Genomic DNA, 17,364 nt, shown 5'->3' with positions numbered 1-17,364 from the left:
ATGAAACAAAAGGCCGTCTGAAAGGTTTCAGACGGCCTTTTCATATCTCTATTTATCTGAATATGATCCAAATAAAATCACGATAAAAAAGACTATTTATTAAATATTTCAATAATGATAAGAATAATCAATTATTATATAAATATTAATAATATTTAAAAATTTTATATTTTTTATATAAAAGAGTATTTTAACCTCTTATATTAAGTTCTTAACAAAGAGAAACTATGTCTGCTTTTACTCCCAAACCCAAAATAATCATTCTCAGCCTTGCTAGCGCATTCAGTACATTAACCGTTGCCAATACCATCGAAACCTCAGCTCGACCAGAACAATACCAGGAATTGGATACCGTTGTTGTCAGTGGCAAACGTACCAACGACCAAAAAGGCGCGGACGACGTGTATTACAAAAACGTCTCCAACGCCTACGTCGGCAAAGAATACCTCGAACGCTACCGCGTCCAATCCGCCGGCGACGTACTCAAAGGCCTAAACGGCGTGTACAACATGAACACCCGCACCGCAGGTGGCGCGATTACACCCAATATACGCGGCATCACCGGCAAAGGCCGCATCCCCGTAACGCTGGACGGCACGGAGCAGACAGTTGATGTCTGGCTCAACAACTACGGCGTGGGCGACCGCAATTATCTCGACCCCGCCCTGTTCCGCAGCATCGCCGTGGAAAAAAGCCCCGCCATGACGCGCGGCGTGAAATCGGGCGTCGGCGGCGCGATGTCCATCCGCACCATCGAACCTTCCGACATCATCCCCGAAGGAAGAAACTGGGGAATCGAAGTCAAAACCGAATTTTCCGGCAACACCGTGGCGCAGAAAAACGACTTGCGCCAATTCTTAGGCCGCGACTACCGCACCCTCTCGCCCATAGGCGCGACGGCGGATGGGGTATCGGGTATGCCCGATGTATTGACCGGCTATACCGGCAAACCTTCCCCCACCGCCCTGTTGTTGGACGAAGGCATAGCCGACACGAAATTCTCGGGCGGTAAAAGCCACACCAACTTCAAAGACGACAGGCAGCTGATGTTGTCCGCCGCCTTCAAAACCGACATTACAGACGGCCTTGCCGCCTACAGCCACCGCAAAAAAGGCAACTACTACGCGGGCAAACGCGGTTATCAGAGCTACCTCAACAACCCCATTTACGGTGCGGATGCCTGTTACGACCAGTATCCTGACAAAAAATTATGGCGGGAAAAAGACATACTCTGCAAATCTTCCGCCAGCCTGGTGCCGAATATGGCCGTCCTGTTCCGGCCGGGCGAAGAAATCATGAACAGCCACACCGACACCAAAACCCTGCTGCTGAAAAACAACTGGTATCTTCCGGATAACCAAAAAATCAGCCTGCAATATATGGACAACAAAATCGGCTTCGGCGAAATCAACCCCCTGATAACGGCATGGATACTCGGTTTCGCCGAACAATCTCTAAACGAACCTGCGCAGCAGGCACCGGGCATAGGGACGAAAATCGACAGCAAAACCTACAAAATCGGCTACGAATGGAAGCCGCAAAACAACAAATGGATAGACCTTCAAGCCGATATGTGGCGGGTAAAGACCGACAGCAACCGCCATCAGAGCGGCGGCCCCGTCGTCGGCGTCATTACGCCCGACTTTGATTACGACCTTTGGTATTGGTGCAACATACGCAAAAAACCGTCGCCCAACCTGCGGGGGGAAAGCTGCGAAGATGCGATGACGTGGAACGCTTACGGCTCGGCGCGAACCCATGAAGAAGTGCTGCGCATGATAGAAGACACGCCCGACAAAATCGCCCGCAAGCTGGCAGAATACGATGAAAACAACCGTGCGATTACCGACCGCTGGATGGGGCATACGGGCGGCTACTACGCCATCACGCCCGCCGATAAAAATGTGATGACCGACCAGACCAACCAAATCGGCAAAATGATGAATCTGGCCGAACTGAAGCAAAAGCTGAATCAGGAACGCTACTACATCGAACATCCCGACCGCATCATCGTTCCCGGCGCGCGGCAGCGTACCGACGTCGTCCGCAACGGCTTCAACCTCAGCAACCGCTTCCGCCTTTCCGACAAACTCAGCCTCACCCTTGCCGCCGACTACCAGCGCGAAACGTTGGAAGAACGCACCGATACCGCCGACAGCAATGATTTGATGAATACTTTCGGCGTACTGACCCGCATGGCGGCCTTGGGCGGCCCGCAGTCGGCGAAAAAGCGCGAATGGGGCGCGAACCTGGTCTTCGACTGGAAACCGACTTCCCGCCTGAACATACAGGCGGGCGTGCGCTATCAGAACTATAAGGGGAACAATATCGAACTGGCGCGGCAGCGTGCCGCACGCAACCCTTGGTATCAGTACGGCCTGGGTTCGGACAGCTATGTTACCGGTCTGATGATGCCTTATTACGAATTGGCGGATGAAGAAGACTTGCGCTTATTAGACGGTTTGCGGCGGACTTACAACCACAATTTTTGGGATCAGATGGATAAGCAGAGCGACGAGTATAAGCAACTGAACCGTCGCTTTACCGAAAAAAACGGCTATGGCTTTGATGATTTTAGACAAGACGATAGCTATGATGACACCTGGTCTCACACCCGTATTTACGGCAAGGCTGACGGCAGCTTTGCAAAAAAAAATCAGGCTGATAAAGATAAAGACGCACTTTATATCCTGCGCCGCAAGCAAATTATCCCAATGGTCGCGGGCAAATTTGATACCGATAAAATACAGATTACGCCGGAAATGTACCGCGAAAGGGTAAACAATCCGCAGGGAAAAAGCGGCAGCTACCGCCGCTATATCCCAGGATCGCATCTTTACATGACCGACCCGATACGCGAAGAAATGGAACGTATGGCCAATGAAAACCAAATTCCGTCAAAAACCAGCAATGATCAGGCACTCGAATTCAATAGCGACCTAAACCGTACCGCTTGGATTCGGCATCAATTCGGCGAAGCCGACCGCTGGCGCATGCCGCAGGAACAGCGCGCGCATTCCTGGGCGCCCATGCTGGCGGTCAGCTACGATCTTGCCGACAACCACCGCCTCTTCGCCCGCTATGCCCGCATGAGCCGCTTCCCCAGCCTTTACGAACTGACCGCCGCCACCGGCAGCGGCGGGCTGTACGGCAGCCAGACCGTGGCCGAATACAGCCTGAAGCCGGAAAAAAGCACCAACTGGGAAATCGGCTACAATTTCAATTTCGCCCCGCATTTCGCCAAACTGCGCCAAGGCGACCTCCGCCTCACCTACTACAGCAATAAAATCAAAAACCAAATCGACACCTCGAATATGGACGGCGGCATGATCCAATACGACAGGGCAGTCAGCAAGGGGGTAGAACTGCAAAGCCGCCTCGACAGCGGCCGCTTCTTCGCCTCCTTCGGCGGCACTTACCGCTTGAAACATATGGTGTGCGACAAGGGCATTGCCTTCAAATTCGACTATTACCTGCAACGCGTACCCGAATGCCTTGAAGGCGGCTTCGGCCTCAGCCGCTTCTTCCAGTCCTTGCAGCCGAAATATTCGCTTACCCTCGATGTCGGCACGCGCTTCTTCAACGAAAAACTGGAATTGGGCATGCGCGCCATCCATCACAGCAAAGCGGAGCGGAAAAACTACGACAAGCTGATTGCCGACGGCGCGGGGCAGGTGTATGAGCGCAACGGCAAACCCTACGGCTGGCATGCCGCCACCCTTTTAGATGCCTATGCCCGCTACCGCATAGGGAAACATATAGACTTGAACTTCGGCGTAACTAACCTCGCCAACCGCTACTACTTAGACCCGATGTCCAGCACTCCTGTCCCCGGACCGGGCAGGACAATTACCTTCGGCATTAAGGGTAGGTTTTAGGGCTTGACTGTATCCTATGTAGCCGACGGGCAGGAATCTGCCCGTCGGCTACAGCCTGTTACCGTTACTATGATATTTGCATTTCTTAGATGATAATGCAATGATATTAAAAATAAAATATTGACAAATACAATCCGCGCTTTACATTTGATAATGAGTTTTAATTAGATTTATATTTTTATTTATATTAATATGCGCCCTATCGGTAACATCCGATACACCTCGCCGCTCGAGACAAAACAGCGGTATCCACCATATCTTTTCTTTGAAAGAAAAATCATGAAAGTATCACAATTAACCCTCGCCGTCCTTCTGACCGCCGCCTTCGGCTCTGCTTATGCTGTTGAAATTGAAGGGAAATCAACTAATAATAACTTGATTCGTCCCCAAGCATCCGACTCCCTGCCCTTCGGTGCAGGTGCGGCGGGCATCAAGGTCAGCACAGGCAACGGCCTGTCCAACTCCATCAACCTTGAAGCCGGCCCCGCGCAGCGCATCCGCAACAAATACGGCAATGCGCCCATCAATGGCGGCAATCAAAATGCCAATGCAAATGGCACGGCCAATCCGAAATACCTGCAACCCGGCGACATCAATCCGATTGCGGGCTGGTTCTCGAAAACCAAACTCGCCCAAGTGTGGTATGAAAAACGCGCCAACAACACCGAAGTGTTCAGCGTACGCCAAATGGCCGACCCCAAATTACCGATTGCGCCGAAATTCGGCGGCATGACCTTTGCCAAAGTGCCAACTGCGGCAGCCAACGTCTTCTTTGGCGAATGGGCACCGCGTAAGGGAAATAGTAATCAAATCGCCAACAGCACGGATTTAAATATGGCAGACGGCAAACGCACCGTTTGGTATGTAGGCGACAATCCGACCCGAAATATGCCGAAGCTCGTTAATGCTAAATACAATGTATTGGGCGTGAACAAACACACTCCCGGCCGCAATGATTTCTACACCGGTACACTTACCGCCAACTACGGGACAGGGTCAGGTTCACTGACAGGCAGTATCTCCCGTCCAGGCGACAGTGTAAACTTCGCCGGTACCAATATTCGGAGCAACGGCACATTTGACAACGGCAAGGTAAACGAACATATTACCGGCCGTTTCTACGGCAACAGTGCGGAAGCCTTGGCAGGTATCGTAGATCGCGCGGGAGCGGATAAAGATGTAGCCTTCGGCGGCCGCAAACAATAAGCTCAAATTGTCAAGAATACCACGGGATGCAGCTTGACCATAGTCTGCATCCCGCTTTGATTTTATCGAATTCGACTTCTTTCAGACGGCCTCCCCACCCAAAGGACTCTATCCCATGAAACACCACTTCTGCCTGCTTTTTCTACCGCTCTGTACGGTCTGCCTTGCCGCTCCGTCCGACGATGCCGCAGATGAACGCCGCCGCCTGCTGGATGAAAGCGGCCGTCAAACGCAGCAATACCGTGAAAGTGACTGGCTGAACACGAAACAGGCTCGCGGGGAAGTGGAAGAAAACGACGGCTATATTTCGATAGGCGGCGAAATCTACCAAGTCGGCGATACGGCGGAAGAACTGGAAAGTGCGATTTACCACGCCCTCAACGCGCGGCAGTGGCACAAGGTGCGACAGTTTGCCGCACGCTACGCCAAACTGCCGCAGCACAAACCCGCGCTGATTCATTTGGCCGATGCGCTGCAAAAGCGGGACGAAGGGGATTTCCGCGCGGCGGAGAATAGTTTTCAGACGGCCTTGGAAGCCGAACCCGATAACCAGCGCCTGCTGCTCGAAGCAGGGCGGTTTTATGCCGAAGACAACCAAAATAAAGAGTCCGCCGCCACGTTTGAGAAAGTTCTGAAAACAGATATTCCTGCTGAAACCCGCCACATCGTGGAAAACTACCTGTCCGAACTGGGCAAACGCCGCCGCTGGCACGGCCAAATCAGCCTAGGCTATGGCTACAACAGCAATGTAAACCAAGGCAACGGCATCAACCAATGCGTGTGGGAAATTGCGGGCATGTGCCTGATGGAGCGCACCCTGCCTGCGCCAACGGATTCGACCTTCTTATCCTATAGCGCGACCGCCGAAAAAAACGGCCCGCTCAAAGGGCATCACGGTGTACAGGTGCGCGGTGTACTGTACGGCAACCGCTACACGGAAAAAGACAAAGATTCGGCGGCCATGCCGGATTACAGCTATCACAATGGTTCGCTGTACGCGGGATATGCCTATGCCGACGCACACTCCTCCTTTTCTCTGCTACCCTATTTCGAATATGACTTCCGCAACCGCCACACCCACTACCGCGCATGGGGCGCGGATGTCGACTGGTCACGCACACTCTCCCCTCGCTGGCGCATTAACTCACATGCCGGAGCAAAAAAGACCGGATACGGCGGACAAAGCAAAGATTATTTTGCCGACTACAAGCAATACGAACTGGGTGTAGGGGCAGAATTTTCTCTCACACACCAAAGCGGCCTGTTCGCCAACTTTGATGCAACACGTAAAGCCTATCCCGAAAAATCTTCTTCCAGCAAGGAATATACGACACGGCTGGGTGCATATAGTTTTTTTTCAAGCGGTACTTACCTCAACACCATCCTGCTTCACCGCCGCAGTCTTTATGACGCTGCAAGTTTTGTCAGCGATAACAGACGGCGACGCGACAATCAATACATCATGATAGCCGCTGTAGGCTTTCCGCAGTGGAACCTTAAAGGTGTGTATCCTGAATTTCGTTTTAGACGCTCAATCTCCCATAGCAATACAGCACATTACCGCTACCATCAGAATGAATGGCTACTAAATTTTAAATACCGATTTTAAATTGAGTCATTTAGAAATACGCTAAAACAGTAATATAACCATACTGTTTTACTCGTTTCTATATCATGCCGTCTGAAAAAAGCCGATACACCTCTCCGATGTATCGGCTTTCGCTATCTGCTCAACGCTTAATTTTTGCCGGGCAGTTCTTTTTCGCTCAATGGTTTGATGTACCAAATATCGCGGCAGTAGTCGGCGATAGAGCGGTCGGATGAGAAGAAGCCCATGTTGGCGATGTTGATCAAGGCTGATTTGCGCCATGCGGATACGTTACGGTAGTGTTCGTCCGCTTTGTATTGCGTGTCGATGTAGCTGCGGAAATCAGCCATCAGTTGATAGAAGTCGCCGTATGGTTGCAACACGTCGTTGTAGCGGTTTGGCTCTTCCGGAGAGAAAGTGCCTTGACTGATTTGGTTGACGACGCGGCGCAGGTCGCTGTCTCGTTCGATATAGTTCAATGGGTCGTAACCGTTGCGGCGGAGTTCTTCGACTTGCTCGACGGTGTTACCGAAGATAAAGCAGTTGTCCGCGCCGACTTTTTCCAAAATTTCGACGTTCGCGCCGTCCAGCGTACCCATGCAAAGCGCGCCGTTGAGGGCGAATTTCATGTTGCTGGTGCCGGATGCTTCTGTACCCGCCAGTGAGATTTGTTCGTGCAAATCGGCGGCCGGGATGATGATTTGGGCGAGGCTGACACTGTAGTTCGAGATGAACACAACTTTAATCAGGTCACGGATACGGGGGTCGTTGTTGATGACTTTGGCAACGTCGTTAATCAGTCGGATGATTTTCTTCGCCATGTAATAGGCGGATGCGGCTTTACCGGCAAAGATGAACACGCGCGGCTGCCAATCGAAATCCGGGTTTTCCAGGATTTTGTTGTAGCGGTCGACGATGTGCATCACGTTCAACGCTTGACGTTTGTACTCGTGGATACGTTTGATTTGGATGTCGAAAAGTGCATCGGTATTAACCTTGATGCCCAGCTCGGTTTCGATGTATTTGGCGAGGCGCTCTTTGGCGGCTTTTTTCACTGCGCCGAACTCTGCCTGTACGGAGGCATCGTCCACTTTGTCGTTGAGCTTGGTCAGGTTGTCCAAATGCAGGCGCCAGTCTTCGTTGCCCAGATGTTTGTCCAAGAATTTGGTCAGGCCCGGGTTGGCGATGTTGATCCAGCGGCGCGGTGTTACGCCGTTGGTTACGTTGGTAAAGCGTTCCGGGAATACTTTGGCAAAGTCGGCGAAGATGGATGTGGTCATCAAATCGGAGTGGATTTTGGCCACGCCGTTGACTTTGTGCGAACCGATCACGGCAAGCCATGCCATGCGGACGCGACGGCCGTGGGTTTCGTCAATGATGGATACGCGGCGGACAAAGTCGTCGTCGAAGTTGCCGATGGCGCGTAAGGCATTGAGGAAGTAGGCGTTGATTTCAAAGATGATGTCCAAATGGCGCGGCAGCAGACGGCCCATCAGGTCAACCTGCCAGGTTTCCAAGGCTTCGCTCATCAATGTGTGGTTGGTGTAAGAGAAAATCTTACAGCACATATTCCATGCTTCAGTCCATTCGATGCCTTCTTCGTCAATCAGGATGCGCATCAATTCTGGAATAGCGAGCACCGGGTGGGTGTCGTTCAAGTGGATGGCGACTTCGTCCGCCAGCGTGCGGATGCTTGGGAAACGGCATTTGTGGCGTGCAACAATATCTTGAACGGAAGCAGAAACCAAGAAGTATTCTTGCTTCAGGCGCAATTCGCGGCCGGAATCGGTAGAGTCGTTCGGATAGAGGACGCGTGAGATGTTTTCGTCGCTGTTTTGTGCGCGAACGGCAGAGGCATAGTCGCCTCGGTTGAAGTCGGCAAGGTCGAACAGGTTGCCTGCGTGCGCAGTCCACAAGCGCAATGGGTTGGCACATTCGCCGCCATAGCCCGGAATAATTTCATCGTATGCCCAAGCGGAAATTTCTTCGCTCGGCTGCCATTCTTTTTTGTTGCCCAAGTTCAATACTTGGCCGCCGAAACGGACGGAATATTGTTTGTTCGGACGGGCAAACTGCCATGCCAAATCTTGGTCGAGCCACAAATCGGGTTTTTCAACTTGTTGGCCATCCACGATTTCTTGTTTGAACATACCGTATTGGTAACGGATGCCGTAGCCCATGGCAGGAATGCGTAGGGTTGCCAATGAGTCGAGAAAGCAGGCGGCCAGACGGCCCAAACCGCCGTTACCCAAACCTGGATCTTCTTCTTGTTCGCAGACATCGGCAAATTCTTTGCCCAGTTGCTTGAAGGCTTCTTCAAACTCGGCATAAACGCCTTCGTTAATCAGCGCATTGACAAACGCACGGCCGAGCAGGAATTCCATAGACAGGTAATAAACCATGCGTTTGCTGTTGTCGATGTGGGCGCGGCGTGTTTTGAGGAAATCCTCGGCAATCAGGTCGCGTGCGGCCAACATGGCGGCGTTGAGCCATTGGTGTGAAGTTGCTTCTTTAGGATCGACGCCCAAGATGAAAATCAACTTGTAAACAATGGACTTGCGGATGGTTTCTGCATCCGGTTTGGGCATAACGTAATCGTAGCCGGAGATGGGGAGTTTTTGCTTAGCCATGGAAGCCTTTCTTTAATTTGAGGCACTTGGACAACGCGCCTGATGGTTTATAGAAACAACGTCATTCAGTTTTCAGACGGCCTGAAGAAGTATAAATGCCGTCTGAAAAATTTATAGGTAGGTTTGTTTCAGGTTTGATACGGATTATAACTGAAATATTCCACTCCGTATTATTTTTTCTTTATAAAACATTCAATTACAAATTAAACCACTCATCATCTCATCGGCATTTCCATTTATGCCATGCAAGCTTCGGCTCAACGGATACAGACGAAATATCAAAGAGTTAATACAATAACGACTTGGTTTTCATTTAATTCGTTTTATGTAAAACCCAAATCCCCATGTGTTCGACAACACATTTTCCAGCCTCTTCGTAATTAAATTTCTCAGATGGTACGCAAGAAATTTCCCAGTTGCCTTGAGGCAGGTTAAATAACTGACGACTACGTTTGGCATTGACCAACAGCAGCCATTCATCGTCCAAAACAACCTGAATCGCCTTGCTGCCCCTGTTGTGCCAACAATATTCGGTCATCGGGCTACCGTCGGCATTGAGCCATTGCACACGCTCTTTTTCCCACCAGCAATCATCTGTCAGCAGCTTGATTTGGCTGCGTACGCGTATCAGCGCTTGAGTGTAATTTTGCAACTCATGAGGCTCATTTTGCCAATCCAACCATGTAATCGGATTATCTTGGCAGTAGCTGTTGTTGTTGCCTTGCTGACTGTTACCGAACTCATCGCCCGCCAAAAGCATGGGCGTACCGTTGGATAAAAATAAGGAGGCAAGCAGCGCTTTGGAGGTGTATTCACGATTTTGCAAAACCTCTTCATCATCGGTTTCGCCTTCTACGCCGTGGTTGTAGCTGATGTTTTCATTATGCCCGTCGCGGTTGTTTTCGCCGTTGGCTTCGTTGTGTTTTTCGTTGTAGCTGACCAAATCGCGCAAAGTGAAGCCGTCGTGTGCAGTGATGAAGTTGATGCTGGCGGATGGGTGGCGGCCGCTGTGGTTAAAAATATCGGACGACCCGGCCAAGCGTTCGGCAAATGCGCCCAAATTGCCGCTTTCCCATGACCAAAACGCGCGCATATCATCACGGAAACGGCCGTTCCATTCGGCAAAAGGTTGCGGGAAATTACCCAAGTGATAGCCGCCCTCGCCTATGTCCCATGCTTCGACAATCAGTTTCAAACCGGCCAAAACCGGGTCTTGATACAGGACTTGGAAAAAACGGCCGTACGATTGGAAATCAGGCTCGCGTCCCAATACAGTTCCCAAATCGAAACGGAAGCCGTCGACATGAAACTCTTCCGCCCAATAACGCAGGCTGTCTGCCGCCCAACGGGTAACATCTCGCCGGACAATATTGAGCGTATTGCCGCAACCCGACCAGTTTTCATAATTGCCGTAAGGGGTGTGCCAATACCATAAGGTGTTGTCGATACCGCGCTGACACAGCATCGGGCCTTTGTCGTCCTGCTCGGCCGTGTGGTTGTACACGACATCCAAAATCACTTCCAAACCTGCCTGATGCAGGGCTTTGACCGCTTGTTTAAATTCTGCCGCCGCACGTTCGGGATTGTCGGCATAAGACGGCTCGACGGCAAAATGGGAATAAGTGTTGTAGCCCCAATAATTGCTCAAGCCCATCTGCTGAAGATGGTATTCATCCAGATGATAATGAATCGGCAGCAGCTCGACCGTCGTCACCCCCAACTCTTGCAGATAGGCCAAAACCCGTTTATCGCACAAGGCTTTATAAGTGCCTGCATACTTCAAATCGGGGAATTGCTTGGTCAACCCTTTGACATGGGCTTCATAAATAACGGTTTTGCCCCAAGGTATTTCCGGACGGCAATCTTTGGCCCAATTAAATCGGCTGCGTCCAATCACGACGCTTTTTGGCGCAACGGCGGCATTGTCGCGTTCATCTTCCGGCCTGAACCATGCCATTTCTTCGGCGTTACGGTAGCTTGGTCTACCGTCAATTTTTTTGGAATACGGATCAATCAGCAATTTGTTGGGATTGAAACATGAGCCGTATTCTGCGTTTTCACGCCCATACACGCGAAAACCGTATCGCTGCCCTGCCTTAACGTCCGGCACAAATCCGTAAAATACCGAACCGCGCCGCGAAGGCATCTCCAAACGGGTTTCTTTATCCTTATCAAACAGACACAATTCGACCTTTTCGGCATTGATGGAAAACAAGGTAAAATTTGCGCCCTTGCTTGTCAGGGTCGCACCCATGGGATAAGGCTTGCCTTCCTCGATATGCCATGATTTGGCAGACATAGAATGATTCCTTGGTGTGTATTTGGTTTCGTGTCCAATATAAGGCCGTCTGAAAATCTTTCAGACGGCCTTATATTGATACCACTATCTTTTAATTTTCAGCTGATTGGGCAGGCATGATGCCCACCCTCAAGTTGATTTACGCTTCGTCTTTGACTGCCGCCTGATACAGGTAAACGGTTGCCAACGGCGGTACGGTCACAGACAAGGAATTTGGTTTGCCATGCGACCAAACTTCTTCTGTCTCCACCGTTGCGCCGGCAGAAACGCCGCTGCCTTTGTAATGCAGGTCGTCCGAATTGAGGATTTCGCGGTATTCGCCGGCAGAATTCACGCCGAAGCGGTAGCCTTCGCGTACTACTGGCGTGAAGTTGCTGATGACGATAACGCGGTTGCCTTCGCGGTCGCGGCGCTCGAAGACGAATACGGAATTGTTGCCGTCGTCAGCAACCAGCCATTCGAAGCCTTCCGGCCATTGGTCTAATTGGTAAAGCGGCGCAGTGTCTTTATAGACATGGTTCAATTCGCGTACGAAGTCTTGCACGCCTTTGTGCCAGCCGCCCTCTTGCTCCAGCAGGAACCAATCCAGTCCTTCGTTGTAGTTCCACTCGCGGCCTTGTGCAAACTCGCTGCCCATAAACAAGAGTTTTTTGCCAGGGAAACCGTACATAAAGCCGTAGTAGGCACGCAGGTTGGCAAATTGCTGCCAGCAGTCGCCGGGCATACGTCCGAGCAGCGAACGTTTGCCGTGCACGACTTCATCGTGTGAAAGCGGCAGAACAAAGTTTTCGCTGTACTGGTACATCATGCCGAAAGTCATTTTGTTGTGATGGTATTTACGGTTGATAGGGTCTTCCATCATGTAACGCAAAGTATCGTTCATCCAGCCCATATTCCATTTGAAGCTGAAGTTCAAACCTTCTTGGCGGGTCACATTGGCAAATGAAGTAGACTCTTCGGCGATTTCAGTCGCAGCCGGAACTTCTTCTTTCAACATGGTGTTGGTATCGCGCAGGAAAGCGATGGCTTCAAGGTTTTCATGGCCGCCATATTGGTTCGGAATCCACTCGCCGTCTTTGCGTGAGTAGTTGCGGTAAATCATCGAAGCAACCGCATCAACGCGGATACCGTCGAAGCCGAAACGTTCTATCCAATACAGGGCGTTGCCTTGCAGGAAGTTTTTCACTTCGTTTCTGCCGAAGTTGTAAATCAAGGTGTTCCAGTCTTGATGGTAGCCTTCGCGCGGATCGGCGTGTTCGTACAGCGCGGTGCCGTCGAATTTGGCCAGGCCGTGATCATCGGTCGGGAAGTGGCCGACCACCCAGTCGAGGATAACACTGATGCCCTCGTCGTGCGCGGCTTTAATCAATGCGCGCAATTCTTCCGGCGAACCGAAACGGCTGGTCGGCGCATACAATCCGGTTGCCTGATAGCCCCATGAGCCGTCAAACGGATATTCGGAAACAGGCAGGAACTCGATATGGGTAAAGCCCATGTCTTTAACGTATGCCACCAGCTCTTTGGCCAGCTCTTCGTAAGTCAGCCAGAAATTGTTTTCCGGATTGCGTTTCCACGAACCCAAATGTACTTCATAAATGCTGATCGGCGCATCAACGGCATTGGCGCGTGCGCGGAAGGCCGGTTCTTCCACTTCGTCAGGCAAACCGCGCACGATAGATGCCGTGGTCGGGCGCAGTTCCGCACCGAAAGCATACGGGTCGGCTTTTTCACGCACATTGCCGTTGGCATCGCGGATTTCAAATTTGTAGAGGGCATTGAGTTTGACGGCAGGAATGAAGATGTCCCAAATGCCGTTGTCGCGGTGGAAACGCATCACATGGCGGCGGCCGTCCCAGTTATTGAACTCGCCGATAACGGAAACGCGTTGCGCATTGGGCGCCCAGACGGCAAAGCGTACGCCCTTCACGCCGTCCAACTCGGCAAAATGCGCGCCTAAAGTCTCATAAGGACGCAGGTGTTTGCCTTCAGCCAACAGCCAGGAATCCATGTCTTGCAACGCAGAGCTGAAATGATAAGGGTCTTCTTCAATCACTGGCTCGGTGTCTTCGGTGTAACGGATACGCAAAGCATAATCGGGCGCATCATCGGGCAAGACAGCCACAAAGAAACCGCGTTCATCAATTTTTTCAGACGGCACGATGAGTTCGCCGCTGCGGCGGTTCACGATATCCACGCTTACTGCGCCGGGAATCAAAACGCGTACCACTTCATCGCCCTCTGCAAGGCGGTGTCGTCCCAGATAAGCGAACACATCGCTATGGGTGGCAAGAAACAGGCTTTCGACCGTATCGCGCTCGATTTGGTCAAGTTCATGATAAGTCTTGATTTGGCTGTTTGTTTTCATGCGTACCTCGTCAATAATGGCAAGTTGGCCGCCCATGAGGCGGTGTTGTAGGAAATCTTCCAAAGAAACCGGCATTTTTTGCGCCCAGTTCGGATAGCCTTCGGTTACACCCGGGACATTCAGATTGTCAATGACGCCCAGCAGGTTTTCCAGTTGTACGGCGTAAAGCTTGCTGCGGCTCAATGCGCCGTATTTGTGCAAAGCCGCCAGCAAGGTTTCATCGGCTTTTGCCGGCATTTGTACGTCTGCACCCAGACAGCCGGTTTCTTTCAATTTATCCAGCAAATCGGCTTTATCGTGTTCGCGTTCATCCAAGGCCGTCTGAAAAGCGGCTGCATCAGGCAGAGTACCGAGTTTGAACATCGTATCCAAATCTTTGCCTGTCCAATAGCCCGCCAAGGGCGCAACATCGTGGGTGCTGATGACCGTAATCGCCTGTTCGGGGTATTCTTCCGGCAATTGGAAACCGTTCCAACCCTTGCTGAAATACATTACTTTGTACGAGAACACTTGATAGCGGTTGAGCAGATGGCGGGCTTGATCGGGTACCGTCCCCAAATCTTCGCCGATAATGACGCAACGGTTGCGCCGGCTTTCCAACGCCAAAATAGCAAACATCACTTCGGCATCGTAATGCACATACGCGCCGAAATCCGCCGTTTTACCGTTTAACACCCACCACAAACGGCACAATGCCATCACATGGTCGATCCGCAATACGCCATACAGACGCATGTTTTCGCGCAACAGATGGGCAAATTTTTCATAGCCCATATGCTTCAACATCAACGGATTAAGTGGCGGCAAATCCCAATTCTGCCCTGTCGGCCCCAAAGGATCGGGCGGCGCGCCGACTGACAAATCCATACAATAATCTTGGCGGTTTAACCAAGTATCCGCGCTACCACGCGCCACGCCGACTGCCAAATCGCCGTAAATGCCGAGTTTGACACCGTATTCGGCAGCGGCTTGGTTGACTTCGCGCAATTGCTCCGCGCAAAGCCATTGCAACCACATATAAAAACGGATTTCACGTTCATGGTTGCGCGCGAATTTTTCTACCGCTTCGCCATCAGGCTGATGAAATTCAGACGGCCATGACTGCCAACCCACTTGTCCGGGACGGCTGTAATACTGGTCCAAAGCCTCAAACAAACCGAAGCCCTGCAAAGCTTTGCCTTTTTCTAATACAAACGCTTCAAATGCAGCGCGTTCATTTTCTGCAGCCTCGCAAGTATCTTGTTCAAACGCATTAAACGCCATGTGCAGCGCATCACGCTTGCATGCCCAAACCGCTGTATAAGTTACCGTTTCCGTGATACGCAAAGCAGCGATGCGCTGACGGATTTTCGGTTGCGCCAGCCAGTTTTTCAGTTGTTCGTTATAAGTAAACGCACCGACTTTCTCAACATCCAAATAAATCGGATTGAGCCATTCGCGCGAAGAAGGGCTATACGGGCTGGCAAAGGCGGGCTTGCTGGTAAACAAAGCGTGCAAAGGGTTGATACCGACAAAATCCAGCTTTTTCTCTGCCGCGTATTTCATCAGGTTCAGCAAATCGGTAAAGTCGCCTATGCCCCAGTTGCGCTCAGAACGCAAGCTGTACAAATGCATGGTCAAACCATTCATCCGTCCGCCATTGGCAAGCAGTTTAGGCTGATAAACCGATTCAGGCGCAACAATCAGGCGCACAAAGCAACTTTTGCCGCCGGTCTCGGCCGACAAGGTGTAATAACCGAAAGCCAGTTGGGGCAGCTTAATCCAAAGCGTATCGCTGTCGCCCGGATACACAGTCAAGGTCTGGCACTCATTCACCTCATCAATCAATACGACCGCTTCCGCACCATGAAATTCAGACGGCATCTGTAAAGATTCTTCGCCATTTTCATGCGCAACCATCGTATTCAAATAAAGGTCGTCTGAATCCGGTTTGCTTTTATCCAAAACAGCGACAATCGATTCCAAAACTTCCGTTTTGGTCACATGATAAGTGCCGTTGATGTCGTGGTAGCCCAAATCAATACCGGCCTGTACCGCCTGCTGCTCCAATGTTTCACTCATTGCATTCTGCCTGTTTTACCAATATCTGAATCTTAATACAGATTCTGCCGCACCGTGATATGTAATTCATTGTAGTCTCAAACAAACCCCATATTTCCCCGCTTGATTTGACCTGAGCCAAAATTTCCTATTTATCTGTCTTGTAAAAACTTAAAGGCCGTCTGAAAAGGAGGATTTCATTCCTTTTCAGACGGCCTTTATCATGCGTTAAGCCTGATTAGTGGTGATGATGACCGTGCGGACCGTGTACGTGACCGTGGGCAATTTCTTCCTCGGTCGCATCGCGCACGCCCTCAACAGTCGCTTTGAACAATACTTTCATACCGGCCAAAGGATGGTTGCCGTCCACCACGGCTTTGCCGTCGGCAACATCAGTTACACGATAAATCAATACATCGCCGGTTTCCGGATCATCGGCTTCAAACATCATGCCGACTTCGACTTCAACAGGGAACACGCTGACATCTTCAATGCGCACCAACTCAGGATCTTGTTCGCCGAAAGCATCATCGGGCGACAAAGCCACTTCGACGGTATCGCCTACATTTTTGCCGTGCAACGCTTCTTCCACCAAAGGGAAAATACCGTCATAACCGCCATGCAGGTAAGCAATCGGCTCTTCGGTTTTGTCCAACAGCTGGTTGTTGGCATCGTACATTTCATAATGCAGGGAAACTACGGAATTTTTAACAATAGACATCATGCCGTCCTTAATCAATATTTAAAAGTTACGCTACGGTTATTCTATCACAGCCGCAACCAAACAATCGGCTTGCTTTAATAAATACTCCATTCAAATGCGACAAAAAGATAAAAGCCTATATAAAAAAGCAAAATCAAATGATTTCAATAAGCAGAAGTTGCTTTTTCACAACACAAAGTGATTAAATTACAAAAAATTTCCCCAAAGCAAAAACATTCCAAACCCTTAAAACCAATAACAAATAAAAATACACAACCCATTGAATATAATATGTTTTTAAAATCTTCATCAATAATGAATATTTTTAGATGATTTTTCGCGCGCCAATATGATTTACATTATTTTCACTATTTTCGTATTGATTTTAGCCGGCAAACGGTTACGCAACGTTGCATTGACCTATCCCGTGGGGCATAATATCGAAAAATTCAGCAATGAATTTCTACTGTATAGGCCGTTTGACGGCTATTTTTAGTTTAAATCGATTTAAAAAAGGTTCTTAAAAATGAAAAAATCTCTGTTCGCTGCTGCTTTGTTGTCTTTAGCTTTGGCCGCTTGTGGCGGTGCTGATAAAGCTGCTGAAACTGCCGCTTCTGCTGCTTCTGAAGCCGCTGCTTCTGCTACTGAAGCTGCT

Annotated in this window: 7 protein-coding genes; 3 read left to right on the top strand and 4 right to left on the bottom strand. The window is 50.4% G+C overall.

From position 1 onward, the window contains the following. Window positions 1–227 precede the first annotated feature (227 nt). From tdfG to HMPREF2596_RS02890, 3 genes are all read left to right on the top strand, one after another. Window positions 228–3,878, top strand: a complete 3,651-nt coding sequence (gene tdfG, locus HMPREF2596_RS02900; RefSeq protein WP_070849524.1) for a TonB-dependent receptor TdfG — start codon at window positions 228–230, stop codon at window positions 3,876–3,878. A 279-nt stretch (window positions 3,879–4,157) separates the two neighbouring features. Next, the gene (locus HMPREF2596_RS02895) at window positions 4,158–5,084 is read left to right on the top strand and encodes a Slam-dependent surface lipoprotein (RefSeq protein ID WP_070849522.1); all 927 of its coding nucleotides are present in this window, start codon (window positions 4,158–4,160) and stop codon (window positions 5,082–5,084) included. Window positions 5,085–5,199: 115 nt separating this feature from the next. After that, a complete protein-coding gene (locus HMPREF2596_RS02890) occupies window positions 5,200–6,693 on the top strand; it encodes a surface lipoprotein assembly modifier (protein WP_070849520.1) in 1,494 nt (497 codons plus the stop codon). A 128-nt stretch (window positions 6,694–6,821) separates the two neighbouring features. Here HMPREF2596_RS02890 and HMPREF2596_RS02885 read toward each other — a convergent pair whose 3' ends face one another. The 4 genes from HMPREF2596_RS02885 to HMPREF2596_RS02870 all read right to left on the bottom strand — a co-directional run bounded on the left by HMPREF2596_RS02885 (window position 6,822) and on the right by HMPREF2596_RS02870 (window position 16,727). Then, window positions 6,822–9,302, bottom strand: coding sequence for a glycogen/starch/alpha-glucan phosphorylase (locus tag HMPREF2596_RS02885; protein WP_070849518.1), 2,481 nt, complete (start codon window positions 9,300–9,302; stop codon window positions 6,822–6,824). Window positions 9,303–9,615: 313 nt separating this feature from the next. Beyond that, a complete protein-coding gene (glgX, locus tag HMPREF2596_RS02880; RefSeq protein WP_070849516.1) occupies window positions 9,616–11,601 on the bottom strand; it encodes a glycogen debranching protein GlgX in 1,986 nt (661 codons plus the stop codon). A 139-nt stretch (window positions 11,602–11,740) separates the two neighbouring features. Further along, on the bottom strand, window positions 11,741–16,027 hold the full coding sequence (gene glgB / locus HMPREF2596_RS02875) for a 1,4-alpha-glucan branching protein GlgB (protein WP_070849514.1): 4,287 nt from the start codon (window positions 16,025–16,027) through the stop codon (window positions 11,741–11,743). A 217-nt stretch (window positions 16,028–16,244) separates the two neighbouring features. Next, window positions 16,245–16,727: an FKBP-type peptidyl-prolyl cis-trans isomerase gene (locus HMPREF2596_RS02870; protein ID WP_003683125.1), complete on the bottom strand. Its 483-nt coding sequence runs from the start codon at window positions 16,725–16,727 to the stop codon at window positions 16,245–16,247. Window positions 16,728–17,364: the final 637 nt, after the last annotated feature.

Source organism: Neisseria sp. HMSC078C12 (assembly GCF_001838065.1).
Classification (GTDB): Bacteria; Pseudomonadota; Gammaproteobacteria; order Burkholderiales; family Neisseriaceae; genus Neisseria.
Note: the sequence above shows the minus strand (reverse complement) of the source record. Positions and strands in the feature narration are given on the sequence as shown.

What these genes read in the sequence shown, in the direction of transcription:
- tdfG (WP_070849524.1), top strand. Translation starts at nt 228, where the DNA reads ATGTCTGCTTTTACTCCCAAACCCAAAATAATCATTCTCAGCCTTGCT.
- HMPREF2596_RS02890 (WP_070849520.1), top strand. Translation starts at nt 5,200, where the DNA reads ATGAAACACCACTTCTGCCTGCTTTTTCTACCGCTCTGTACGGTCTGC.
- glgB (WP_070849514.1), bottom strand. Translation starts at nt 16,027, where the DNA reads ATGAGTGAAACATTGGAGCAGCAGGCGGTACAGGCCGGTATTGATTTG.
- HMPREF2596_RS02870 (WP_003683125.1), bottom strand. Translation starts at nt 16,727, where the DNA reads ATGTCTATTGTTAAAAATTCCGTAGTTTCCCTGCATTATGAAATGTAC.
- HMPREF2596_RS02885 (WP_070849518.1), bottom strand. Translation starts at nt 9,302, where the DNA reads ATGGCTAAGCAAAAACTCCCCATCTCCGGCTACGATTACGTTATGCCC.
- glgX (WP_070849516.1), bottom strand. Translation starts at nt 11,601, where the DNA reads ATGTCTGCCAAATCATGGCATATCGAGGAAGGCAAGCCTTATCCCATG.
- HMPREF2596_RS02895 (WP_070849522.1), top strand. Translation starts at nt 4,158, where the DNA reads ATGAAAGTATCACAATTAACCCTCGCCGTCCTTCTGACCGCCGCCTTC.